This is a genomic window from Streptomyces sp. M92 (assembly GCF_028473745.1).
GTDB lineage: Bacteria > Actinomycetota > Actinomycetes > Streptomycetales > Streptomycetaceae > Streptomyces.
In genome coordinates this window covers 7,359,046-7,370,889 of the sequence record NZ_CP101137.1, presented here as the reverse complement: position 1 = coordinate 7,370,889, position 11,844 = coordinate 7,359,046, and the positions used below count along the sequence as shown (strand labels likewise).

Here is an 11,844-nt window from a genome sequence, read left to right as displayed (position 1 = left end):
TCCAGGAGCAGTCATGTATGGCAACGGCGCCGCCGGGCCGCCGCCCGCGCGCGGCACGACCAACGTCATCACCCTGCGCGTGCTGTTCGCCGCCGCCGGCTTCCTCACCTGCGGTCTGCTCTCCTGCGTCCCACTGTTCCGGATCGCCGTGCTGCGCGGAAGCCGGCTGGACTGGACGCTGGCCTGGCTGAGCCTTCCGGTGTCCGTCAGCTGTCTCGCAGTGGTCGGCTCCCTGCCGGAGACCGACGGCCGGGGGGACGTCGCGATGGCCGCCCTGCTGCTCATCGGAGCGGCGGCCAGTGCGCACTTCCTCGTGGCCGACATACGCCTGCACGCCGCGCGGCCGCAGTTCCACGGCCACCAGCCGTACCCCGGGCACCAGTCGTACCCCGGGCACCAGCCGTACCCAGCTCCCGGTCCGCACTACGCCCAGACGCAGCCCGCCGTCGGCCCGTACCCGCCCGCCCACCCGTCGCAGTCCCCGCTGCGCCCGGACCCGCGGCACGCTCCCCCCGGGATCCAGACACCCGTACCTCAGCCGCCCCCGCCGCAGCCGCCCGTGCCCGGACCGGCGGTGGCCCGCACTCCCGTTCCCCAGCCGCCCGCCCCCACGCCGCCTCCCCAGCACCCCGCCCCCGCCCGCATCGACCAGGTCCGCGCCGAGCTCGACGAGCTCAGCGACTACCTGCGCCAGCACGACGGCACGGGCGACGGCCACGGCGGTCGCGGACCCGAGGGCGGAAGGTGACCGTGGCGGCGGGACGCGTCATCGCCGGCCGGTACGAACTGGCCACGCTCATCGGGCAGGGCGGCATGGGACAGGTCTGGACGGCCTACGACGGGCGCCTCGACCGGCGCGTGGCGGTGAAACTGCTGCGTCCCGACAAGGTGGCCGGCCAGGAGGCCGACGAACTGCGCCGCCGGTTCGTGCGCGAGTGCCGGGTGACCGCACAGGTCGACCACCCCGGCCTGGTCACCGTGCACGACGCGGGCAGCGAGGGCGAGGAGCTGTTCCTCGTGATGCAGTACGTCGACGGCGCCGACCTCTCCGACCACCTCGCCGAGAACGACCCCTACCCCTGGCAGTGGGCGGTCGCCGTGGCCGCGCAGCTGTGCGCCGTACTGAGCGCCGTGCACGCCGTGCCGATCGTCCACCGCGACCTCAAGCCGCGCAACGTGATGGTGAAGCAGGACGGCACCGTCACCGTCCTCGACCTCGGCGTCGCCTCCGTCATGGACGCCGACACCACCCGCCTCACCCACACCGGCACCCCCATCGGCTCGCCCGCCTACATGGCGCCCGAGCAGGCCATGGGCGGCGCCGTCGGCCCGTACACCGACCTGTACGCACTCGGCGTCCTGCTGCACGAACTCCTCAGCGGCGACGTCCCGTTCGCCGGCTCGACGGCGCTCGGCGTGCTCCACCGGCACCTGTACGAGCCGCCGCTGCCCGTGCGCCGCGTCCGCCCCGAGGTCCCCGAGGCACTCGAGATCCTGGTCCTGCGCCTGCTCGCCAAGGACCCGCAGCACCGCCCCGCCTCCGCGCAGGAGGTCTACGAGCACCTGGCGGCGCTACTGCCCGCGCGCGGCGTGCCCACCGGCGGCCCCCTCGACCCCACCCGCCCCTTCGTACGCCCGCACGCCCCCTGGCCCGACCGCGCCCGCACCCCCGCGCCCCAGCCCGCCCCCGCCCCGCCGGCCGCCGAGGCCGGCAAGCCGGACGTCGCCCGCGCCGTGGACGACGTCAAACGCCTCCTCGGCGAGGGCCGCATCACCCAGGCCGTCGACATCCTCGGCGCGATCCTGCCCGCCGCCGCCGAACAGCACGGCGAGCGTTCCCCGGTCGTACGCACCCTGCGCAAGCAGTACGCGGCCACCCTCATGGACGACGGCCAGTACCGGCGCGCCCTGCCCGAGCTGCGCCGCCTCGCCGACGAGCGCGCCGCCGAGGCCGGCCAGGCCGACCCACAGTCCCTGCGCCACCGCTACGACGCCGCCCAGTGCCTGGAACAGCTCGGCGAACCGGCCGCCGCCCTCGCCGAGTACCGGGTGCTGCTGCCGTACTACGAGAACCAGTACGTCGCCGGCGACCCCGACCTCGCCCACGACGTCCGCCGTCGCATCGGCCACCTGCTCCTCGCCCTCGGCGACCGCACCGCCGCCCACGAGACGCTGGCCCGGCTGCTGCACGACGTGGAGCGCCTGCACGGCCCCGGCCACCCGCTCGCGGCGGAGATCCGGCGCACCCTGCAGTGGCTCGGCCAGGTACGCGGCTGACGGCCGCCACCCCGGCCGGGGCGCGGCGGTGCCCGAAGTCCCGGTGAATCGTTGGTCGAATGGGTTGGCCAGAGCCGTACCACTGCCTACCATCGATCATCGCAAGACTTTGTGCACCGTCGCACAATCTCCTCGGGAGGTTCCCTTGCACCGCCGCCGTCGCACCGCGCTCCTGTTCACCGCCGCGATCGCCGCCGCGGCGCCCCTGCTCACCGCGTGCGGCAACGACGCGCACCCGGGAGCCGCCGCCGTGGTCGGCGACCAGCGGATCACCGTCGCCCAGCTGGAGAACCGGGTCGACGAGGTGCGCGACGCACAGCGGGCCGCCGTCCCCGACGACGCCCAGTACCAGCAGGTCCTCGCCAGGACCGGCAGCCTCACCCGCGACACCCTGCACGGCATGGTCCTCGACCGGGTGCTGCACCGGGCCGCCGAGAACGCGGGCGTGACCGTCAGCCGCAAGGAGGTCCAGGAGCTGCGCGGGGGCCTTCAGGAGCAGGCCGGCGGCCCCGAGCAGCTCGAGACGCTCTGGCTGCAGCAGTACGGCGTGGCCCCCGACCGCCTGGACGACAACCTCCGCGTCCAGCTGGAGGCCCAGAAGCTCGCCGAGAGCCTCGGCACCGACACCAGCCGACCCGAGTTCTGGCAGGCCCTGGCGAAGGCCTCCGACCAGCTCGACATCGACCTGAACCCGCGCTACGGCGACTGGGACGTCCACAAGAGCAGCCGCGTCGACACCGAGACCCCGTGGGTCCGGGAGATCACGACGGCACAGACCCAGCAGACGGCGTAACGGTCCTCCGGAACGCCGGACACCCGCGGGGCGCCACCCGCGACCCCTGTGGAAAGGCCGGCCCGGCCCCCTGTGGACAACTCGGGGGGCGGTCGGCCTCGTGCGTTACGTTCTGAAGGTGAACGCAACCAGCGCCGACACCACTCCCGGCACCGCTCCCGACCCCGGCCGCATCGTCCTGCTCACCACCAGCCACCGCGTCGCCCCCGGCCTGCTGTCCTGGCCCGCCTGGCAGGCCCTGCGCACCGCCGACCGCGTCCTGTGCGCCGACGGTGCCCACCCGCAGCTGCCGTATCTGCGCGAGGCCGGCATACGGGTCGACGAGGCCGCCCCGGCCGCCGAGGAGCTGGTCACCGCCTGCGCCGGCGGGCACACCGTGGTCGTCGTCGCCACCGGTGAGGGCGAGCCCGCCCTCACCGACGGGCTGGCCCGCCTCGCGGGCTCCGGCCGCCTCTCCATGCCGGATCTGGAACTGCTCCCGGCCTCCTACGACCTCCCCGGCGCCCGCCTGCTCGACCTCGTCCAGGTCATGGACCGCATCCGCGTCGAGTGCCCGTGGTCCTCGCAGCGCACCCACAAGGGCCTGGCCAAGTACGCGATCGAGGAGGCGTACGAACTGGTCGAGGCGATCGAGGACGGCGACCGCGACGAGCTCCGCGAGGAACTGGGCGACGTGCTCCTCCAGGTCGTCTTCCACGCCCGCATCGCCGAGGAGGACCTCGACGCGCCGTTCTCCGTCGACGACGTGGCCGCGACCATCGTCGACAAACTCGTCCACCGCCACCCGCACGTCTTCGGCGACGCCACGGCGACCACCCCCGAGGAGGTCAGGGAGCACTGGCTGCGCACCAAGGCGGACGAGAAGCAGCGCGCCTCGGTCACCGACGGCGTCCCCCTCGGCCAGCCCGGCCTGGCCCTCGCCGCCAAGCTCGCCTCCCGGGTCCGCACCGCGGGCCTCCCGGTCCCCCTGCCCTCCGGCGAGGGCATCGGCTACGAACTGCTCGCCCTCGCCGCCCGCGCCGAGTCCGAGGGCACGGACCCCGAGGCGGCCCTGAGAGCGGCCGCCCGCGCCTACCGGGACGCGATCAGGGAGGTGGAGGCATGACCGGCCCCGCGCCCGCCCCGGCCCCCGAGCTGTTCACCTGGGAGTTCGCCGCCGACCCCTACCCCGCCTACGCCTGGCTGCGCGAGCACGCCCCGGTGCACCGCACCCGGCTGCCCAGCGGAGTGGAGGCCTGGCTGGTCACCCGGTACGCGGACGCCAGGCAGGCGCTCGCCGACCCGCGGCTGTCCAAGAACCCGGCCCACCACGACGAGCCCGCGCACGCCAAGGGCAAGACCGGCATTCCGGGGGAGCGGAAGGCCGAGCTGATGACCCACCTGCTGAACATCGACCCGCCGGACCACACCCGGCTGCGCCGGCTGGTCAGCAAGGCGTTCACACCCCGCCGGGTCGCGGAGTTCGCGCCGCGGGTGCAGGAGCTGGCGGACGACCTCATCGACCGGTTCGCGCGGACCGGGAGCGCCGACCTGATCCACGAGTTCGCCTTCCCGCTGCCCATCTACGCCATCTGCGACCTGCTCGGCGTCCCCCGCGAGGACCAGGACGACTTCCGGGACTGGGCGGGCATGATGATCCGTCACGGGGGAGGCCCCCGGGGCGGGGTCGCGCGGTCGGTGAAGAAGATGCGGGGCTATCTGGCCGACCTCATCCACCGCAAGCGGGCCGCGCTGCCGCCCGAGCCCGGCCCCGGCGAGGACCTGATCTCCGGCCTCATCCGCGCCTCCGACCACGGCGAGCACCTCACCGAGAACGAGGCCGCGGCGATGGCCTTCATCCTTCTCTTCGCCGGCTTCGAGACCACCGTCAACCTGATCGGCAACGGTACGTACGCCCTGCTCACCCACCCCGAGCAGCGGGACCGCCTGCAGGCGTCCCTCGCCGCCGGCGAGCGGGGCCTGCTGGAGACCGGCGTCGAGGAACTCCTGCGCTACGACGGCCCGGTGGAGATGGCCACCTGGCGCTTCGCCACCCGGCCGCTCACCCTCGGCGGGCAGGACATCGCGCCCGGCGACCCCGTCCTCGTCGTCCTGGCCGCCGCCGACCGGGACCCGGAGCGCTTCACGGACCCGGACACCCTCGACCTCGCCCGCCGGGACAGCCAGCACCTGGGGTACGGACACGGCATCCACTACTGCCTCGGGGCCCCGCTCGCCCGGCTGGAGGGACAGACCGCGCTCGCCACGCTCCTCACCCGCCTCCCGGACCTCCGGCTCGCCGCGGAGCCCGGTGAACTGCGCTGGCGCGGCGGTCTCATCATGCGAGGCCTGCGCACCCTGCCCGTGTCCTTCACACCCGTCGCGGCATCGGCGGGTCATGGTGCGCCCCCGAAGTAAAAGTGACACGCGCTCAACTTTGTGATCTTCACGTGATCTGCGCGGCATGAACTTGTGACAAGCGATCATCTGCCTATACGTTCACGGATCAGCGTGGCCTGAGCGTTACCGCCGCGCGGTCCCCGCTGTCTCGTGAAAGGTCGTCGCATGCTCTCCGGGAACGGTCGTCACCGTCGCCCCCGCCAGGCTCCCGCCCTGGTCGTCGCCGCCGGAGTGACCGGCTCCGCCATCGCGATCCCCCTCCTCGGCGCCACCGGCGCCCACGCGGCCGACGGCGCGAACTGGGACCGGGTCGCCGAGTGCGAGACCGGCGGCGCCTGGAGCCAGAACAGCGGCAACGGGTACTACGGCGGCCTCCAGATCTCCCAGGAGGCCTGGGAGCGGTACGGCGGCCTGGAGTACGCGCGCAGCGCCGACCAGGCCAGCCGCTCGCAGCAGATCAGAGTCGCCGAGAACATACACGCGGACCAGGGCATCGCCTCCTGGCCGACCTGTGGTCTGCTCGCGGGACTGGGCAACGATTCGGGGGTCCTGGACGGCGGCACCGGTTCGGCCGGTGACGGTTCGTCGGGGACCGCGGATCCCTCGCCGACGCCCACCGCCCCGGAGGCGAGTGACCCGTCCGGCACGGCCGACCCGTCCGGTTCCACGAACCCGTCCGGCTCGACCGGTTCGGGCGAGACGTCCGAACCGGCCGCCGGGGCGTCTCCTTCGTCGTCCCCCGCGCCGACTTCTGACCCCTCGTCGACCAGTGAGGACGAAACGCCCAAGCCGGGCACTTCCGTCGAATCCGATTCCTCGGCGGGTGCCGACCCGCGGGAATCCGGCGGCCCGTCCACAGGAACCACCAAGGCCGATGGAACGGACAAGGTGGGGCAGAGTGACGGTGCGTCGACGGCCGCCGACGGTGGCGAGTCCGGTGCGGGGCGGCACCGCGGCGACAGTGCCGACGAGAGTGCGGCGAGCGGCCGTACGGACGGCCGTGCGGACGCCTCTTCGGGCCGGCACGCCTCGCGCGGTGAGGGTGAGGCGCGGGAGGCCGTGGACGGCGCCTACACGGTCCGTTCCGGAGACAGTCTCTGGGGCATCGCCGACTCCCTTGACCTCGACGGCGGGTGGCGTTCGCTCTACGCCGGCAACAAGGACGTCGTCGGCTCCGACCCGGACCACATCCTGCCCGGTCAGAAGCTCACGGTCACGGGCGAATCGGGCGAAAAGTAGGGGGAGTTCACGTCACGGTTAGAGACTTTATGTCCGTTTTGGATCTCGTGAGAGATAGGTCTCAGAAGCCGTGATCGTCTTTGAAAATCCGCGGAGCGCGTGTCTACGGTCATGACCGCTCGCCATCGCGGGCCCCGGCTGCCGCAACGCCGAATCCTGCCAGCGGCCGCACGGGAACAGTCGTCGCTTCGAGCGCCGCAGGCAGGAGCGGGGGAACCAAGGTAAGTGCCGCACCGGGCAGTTGAGCCGGAGCGGCTAGGGGTGGAGCCGAGTTCCGCGAGGGACCCGGCCGGGCAACTCAACCGGCCCGAACCCGACAGCTCACCTCGCAGGCGTCGGTGAGGGGATCAACCATGCTGTTTTCCGGCAAGGGCAAGCACCGCCGTCCGTCCAAGGCCACCCGTATCGTCGCCGTCGCCGGTGTCACCGGTGCCGCCGTCGCCGCCCCGCTGATGGCGGCCGGCAACGCCTCCGCCGCCACCGCGTCCGAGTGGGACGCCGTCGCGCAGTGCGAGTCCGGCGGCAACTGGTCCATCAACACCGGCAACGGTTACTACGGCGGTCTGCAGTTCTCCGCCTCCACCTGGGCCGGCTACGGCGGCACGCAGTACGCCGCGACCGCGGACCAGGCGACCAAGGCGCAGCAGATCGAGATCGCCGAGAAGGTGCTCGCGGGTCAGGGCAAGGGTGCCTGGCCGGTCTGCGGCACCGGCCTGTCGAACGCCGCGTACACCGGCGGCGGCTCCGAGAGCCAGGACAGCGGCTCCTCGCAGAGCCAGGACAGCGCCTCCACCGCCGAGCGCTCCACCGAGCAGAAGGCCTCCCGCTCCGACGAGCGTCCGGCCGCCGAGCCGAAGGCCGACAAGCCCGCCGAGAAGAAGACCGTCACCACCCCGACCGGCAAGAAGGTCGAGAAGGGCGACGGCGAGTACGAGGTCGTCAAGGGCGACACCCTCAGCTCGATCGCCGAGGAGCACGACGTGAAGGGCGGCTGGGCGAAGCTGTTCGAGCTGAACGGCGACATCGTCGACGACGCCGACCTGATCTACCCGGGCCAGCAGCTGCACCTGAAGTAAGCGGCGGCCCCCGTGACTCCCGCCCCGGTGCGTGTTCCCCCGTACGCACCGGGGCGGGTTTTTCGCGCCCTGGATCCAGCCCTGGATCCAGCCCCGGAATCACCCGTGATCCCGAACGGATTTTCGGAAACGTCTTTGTTCCGTTCGGAAACAATTTACTCTCGGTTCTGTCCAGCGGGTGGGCGATCGGCTGGCCGATCGCCCGGAGCCGGTTAGGCTCGGTCCCGCAGAGCCGCCGCGGTCCTCGGACCCGCGCGTCACACCGAAGCGTCACATTGAAGAAGGAGATGCTCGTGCCGTCCATCGACGTCGTCGTAGCCCGGGAAATCCTGGACTCCCGAGGCAACCCCACGGTCGAGGTCGAGGTCGGCCTCGACGACGGCAGCACGGGTCGTGCCGCCGTTCCCTCCGGCGCCTCCACCGGCGCCTTCGAGGCCATCGAACTCCGTGACGGCGATGCCGGCCGTTACCTGGGCAAGGGCGTCGAGAAGGCCGTCCTCGCCGTGATCGAGCAGATCGGCCCGGAGCTGGTCGGCTACGACGCCACCGAGCAGCGCCTGATCGACCAGGCCATGTTCGACCTGGACGCCACCGACAACAAGGGCTCGCTGGGCGCCAACGCCATCCTCGGCGTCTCCCTCGCCGTCGCCCACGCCGCCTCCGAGGCGTCCGACCTGCCGCTCTTCCGCTACCTGGGCGGCCCCAACGCGCACCTGCTGCCGGTGCCGATGATGAACATCCTGAACGGCGGCTCGCACGCCGACTCCAACGTGGACATCCAGGAGTTCATGATCGCCCCGATCGGCGCGGAGTCCTTCTCCGAGGCCCTGCGCTGGGGCGCCGAGGTCTACCACACCCTGAAGAAGGTCCTGAAGAGCAAGGGCCTGGCCACCGGCCTCGGCGACGAGGGCGGCTTCGCCCCGAACCTCGGCTCCAACCGCGAGGCCCTCGACCTCATCCTCGAGGCGATCAAGGAGGCCGGCTACACCCCCGGCGAGCAGATCGCCCTGGCGCTCGACGTGGCCGCCTCCGAGTTCTACAAGGACGGCGCCTACACCTTCGAGGGCAAGACGCGCTCCGCCGCCGAGATGACCGAGTACTACGCCGAGCTGGTCGACGCGTACCCGCTGGTCTCCATCGAGGACCCGCTGTTCGAGGACGACTGGGAGGGCTGGAAGACCATCACCGACAAGCTCGGTGACAAGGTCCAGCTCGTCGGCGACGACCTGTTCGTCACCAACCCGGAGCGCCTTGCCCGCGGCATCGACGAGAACGCCGCCAACGCCCTCCTCGTCAAGGTCAACCAGATCGGTTCGCTGACCGAGACCCTGGACGCCGTGGAGCTGGCCCAGCGCAACGGCTTCAAGTGCATGATGTCCCACCGCTCCGGCGAGACCGAGGACGTCACCATCGCCGACCTGGCCGTCGCCACCAACTGCGGCCAGATCAAGACCGGCGCCCCGGCCCGCTCCGAGCGCGTCGCCAAGTACAACCAGCTGCTGCGCATCGAGGAGATCCTCGACGACGCCGCGGTGTACGCCGGCCGCAGCGCGTTCCCCCGCTTCAAGGGCTGAGCACCGCCCTTGTAGGCAGCGTCGTACGTACGTCCCCGTACTCGGTCCCGTACCGTGTGCGGGGACGTACGCACGTGTGGACTGAAGGCGGGGACAGACATGGCGGTGAAGGACCGGGACCGTTTCTCCACCGCGACCAGGATCCGGATCATCGGGGAACAGACCGCGGCCCGGGTCTACCGCTCGCAGACCAAGCGCCAGGCCCGCCGCTCCCGCCTGACCGGCCGGGCCGCGCTGCTGGCGATGGTGCTCTGCTCGCTCGTCGTCGCCCTCGCCTACCCGATACGGCAGTACGTCGCCCAGCGCGCCGAGATCGCCGACCTCCGGCGGCAGCAGCAGGAGACCCGGGAGCGGGTCGAGGAGCTGCGCGACCTCAAGGCCCGCTGGCAGGACGACGCCTACGCCGAGCAGCAGGTCCGGCTGCGGCTGCACTACGTGATGCCGGGGGAGACGGGGTTCATCGTCGTCGACCCGGACGCGGCCCGGCAGGCCCGCGCCGAGGCGGGTGCCGCCGACCGTCCCTGGTACCGGAACGTGTGGGACGGCATCGACAAGGCCGACGCCGCCGCCGACCGGCGGTGAGCCGTGCGGGCAGCGCAACGACCGCACCGGCCGTGACTCAACAGGAAGACCAGCAGAAGACAGTCATGCAGACTCCCCCGCCGACCACCGAGCGCACCGAGCCCACCGACGCGGACGTCGAGGCGTTCGAGCAGCAGCTCGGACGCCCCCCGCGCGGCCTGCGCGCCATCGCCCACCGCTGCCCCTGCGGCCAGCCGGACGTCGTGGAGACGGCGCCGCGGCTGCCCGACGGCACGCCCTTCCCCACGCTGTACTACCTGACGTGCCCGAAGGCGGCCTCCGCGATCGGCACGCTGGAGGCGAACGGCGTGATGAAGGAGATGACCGAGCGCCTGGCCGCCGACCCGGAGCTGGCCGCCGCCTACCGGGCCGCGCACCAGGACTACATCCGGCGCCGCGACGAGATCGAGGAGCTGACCGGCTTCCCGAGCGCGGGCGGCATGCCGGACCGCGTGAAGTGCCTGCACGTCCTGGTCGCCCACTCGCTGGCGGCCGGTCCCGGCGTCAACCCGCTGGGCGACGAGGCGATCGCGATGCTGCCCGAGTGGTGGCGCAAGGGACCGTGCGTGACGGTTTCCGGGACGGACGGGACGGACGGGACGGACGGGGAGGACGCCAAGTGACCCGGGTCGCCGCCATCGACTGCGGCACGAACTCCATCCGCCTGCTGGTCGCCGACGCGCACCCGGAGACGGGCGAGCTGACCGACCTCGACCGCCGCATGACCATCGTGCGGCTCGGGCAGGGCGTCGACCGCACCGGGCGGCTGGCGCCCGAGGCGCTGGAGCGGACCTTCGCCGCCTGCCGCGAGTACGCCGCCGTCATCAAGGAGCACGGCGCCGAGCGGCTGCGCTTCGTGGCCACCTCCGCCTCCCGGGACGCGGAGAACCGGGACGTGTTCGTGCGCGGGGTGCTGGACATCCTCGGGGTGGAGCCGGAGGTCATCACCGGCGACCAGGAGGCCGAGTTCTCCTTCACCGGGGCCACCAAGGAGCTGGCCGGCCGCGACCACCTCGACAAGCCCTATCTGGTCGTCGACATCGGCGGCGGCTCGACCGAGTTCGTCGTCGGTGAGGACCACGTGCGCGCCGCCCGTTCCGTGGACGTCGGCTGCGTGCGGATGACCGAGCGGCACCTGGTGCACGACGGCGCGGTGACCGACCCGCCCACCGGGGTGCAGGTCGCGGCGATGCGCGCCGACATCGAGGCGGCCCTCGACCTCGCCGAGCAGACGGTGCCGCTGCGCGAGGCGCGCACCCTGGTGGGGCTGGCCGGTTCGGTGACGACCGTCTCCGCGATCGCGCAGGAACTGCCGGAGTACGACTCGGCCGCCATCCACCACTCCCGGGTCTCGCTGGAGCGCGTACGGGAGATCAGCGACTGGCTGCTGCGCTCCACCCACGCCGAGCGCGCGGCCGTTCCCTCCATGCACCCCGGGCGCGTCGACGTGATCGGCGCGGGCGCGCTGGTGCTGCTGGCGATCATGGAGCGGACGGGCGCGGAGGAAGTTGTGGTGAGCGAGCACGACATCCTCGACGGCATCGCGTGGTCGCTGGCGCAGGCGTGAATGCGGGCCTGAACGCGGGCGTGAGCGCGGGCCTGAACGCGGGCGTGAGCGCAGGCGTCGGCGGTCGCGGTCTGAGCGGTGCGGACGACGATTGAGCGGCTCCCGGGGGGCCTTTCGCGGTCCTTCGGGGCCCTCCGGTGACGTCCTGTCGGGAAAGTTCGTGAAGTTCTTCACAAGGAATTGGGCCCGGTCGGGCGGCGAAAGTGCGCCCGCTGACCCTTTTGGGGGTTCAACTGCCCTTTGAACGTGTTCAGGACGGTGTCCCGACAGAGGCCCGGAGGGGGGCGTGGGCGGACTGGTTCACCGGCCCCGGCGATGCGGAGGAGCAGCTCACGCGGCATTGACAACGGAGTGCCG

General features: G+C 72.4%; 11 protein-coding genes and 1 riboswitch. All 11 genes read left to right on the top strand.

The window, feature by feature from the left end:
* Nucleotides 1-13 precede the first annotated feature (13 nt).
* The 11 genes from M6G08_RS33985 to M6G08_RS33935 all read left to right on the top strand — a co-directional run bounded on the left by M6G08_RS33985 (nucleotide 14) and on the right by M6G08_RS33935 (nucleotide 11,487).
* Nucleotides 14-748 carry a hypothetical protein gene (locus tag M6G08_RS33985; protein ID WP_272590966.1) on the top strand — a complete coding sequence of 245 codons (735 nt, stop codon included), beginning with the start codon at nucleotides 14-16 and terminating at the stop codon, nucleotides 746-748.
* 38 nt (nucleotides 749-786) lie between these two features.
* A complete protein-coding gene (pkaE, locus tag M6G08_RS33980) occupies nucleotides 787-2,277 on the top strand; it encodes a serine/threonine protein kinase PkaE (RefSeq protein ID WP_272591508.1) in 1,491 nt (496 codons plus the stop codon).
* Nucleotides 2,278-2,422: 145 nt separating this feature from the next.
* Nucleotides 2,423-3,070, top strand: coding sequence for a SurA N-terminal domain-containing protein (locus M6G08_RS33975; RefSeq protein WP_272590965.1), 648 nt, complete (start codon nucleotides 2,423-2,425; stop codon nucleotides 3,068-3,070).
* Between the two features lie 118 nt (nucleotides 3,071-3,188).
* Nucleotides 3,189-4,175 carry a nucleoside triphosphate pyrophosphohydrolase gene (locus M6G08_RS33970; protein WP_272590964.1) on the top strand — a complete coding sequence of 329 codons (987 nt, stop codon included), beginning with the start codon at nucleotides 3,189-3,191 and terminating at the stop codon, nucleotides 4,173-4,175.
* Nucleotides 4,172-5,467 carry a cytochrome P450 family protein gene (locus M6G08_RS33965; protein WP_272590963.1) on the top strand — a complete coding sequence of 432 codons (1,296 nt, stop codon included), beginning with the start codon at nucleotides 4,172-4,174 and terminating at the stop codon, nucleotides 5,465-5,467. The genes M6G08_RS33970 and M6G08_RS33965 overlap by 4 nt, the downstream gene beginning before the upstream one ends.
* Before the next feature lie 147 nt (nucleotides 5,468-5,614).
* Nucleotides 5,615-6,688, top strand: a complete 1,074-nt coding sequence (locus tag M6G08_RS33960) for a transglycosylase family protein (protein ID WP_272590962.1) — start codon at nucleotides 5,615-5,617, stop codon at nucleotides 6,686-6,688.
* Nucleotides 6,689-6,871: 183 nt separating this feature from the next.
* Nucleotides 6,872-7,038, top strand: a riboswitch (cyclic di-AMP (ydaO/yuaA leader).
* Between the two features lie 3 nt (nucleotides 7,039-7,041).
* Complete coding sequence (locus tag M6G08_RS33955; RefSeq protein ID WP_272590961.1) at nucleotides 7,042-7,764, top strand: LysM peptidoglycan-binding domain-containing protein; 723 nt, start codon at nucleotides 7,042-7,044, stop codon at nucleotides 7,762-7,764.
* Between the two features lie 293 nt (nucleotides 7,765-8,057).
* A complete protein-coding gene (gene eno, locus M6G08_RS33950; RefSeq protein WP_272590960.1) occupies nucleotides 8,058-9,338 on the top strand; it encodes a phosphopyruvate hydratase in 1,281 nt (426 codons plus the stop codon).
* Between the two features lie 99 nt (nucleotides 9,339-9,437).
* Nucleotides 9,438-9,920, top strand: a complete 483-nt coding sequence (locus M6G08_RS33945; protein ID WP_272590959.1) for an FtsB family cell division protein — start codon at nucleotides 9,438-9,440, stop codon at nucleotides 9,918-9,920.
* Between the two features lie 65 nt (nucleotides 9,921-9,985).
* Nucleotides 9,986-10,543: a DUF501 domain-containing protein gene (locus M6G08_RS33940; RefSeq protein WP_272590958.1), complete on the top strand. Its 558-nt coding sequence runs from the start codon at nucleotides 9,986-9,988 to the stop codon at nucleotides 10,541-10,543.
* Entirely contained in the window at nucleotides 10,540-11,487 is a 948-nt protein-coding gene (locus M6G08_RS33935; RefSeq protein WP_272590957.1) for a Ppx/GppA phosphatase family protein, read from the top strand. The genes M6G08_RS33940 and M6G08_RS33935 overlap by 4 nt, the downstream gene beginning before the upstream one ends.
* Nucleotides 11,488-11,844 lie beyond the last annotated feature (357 nt).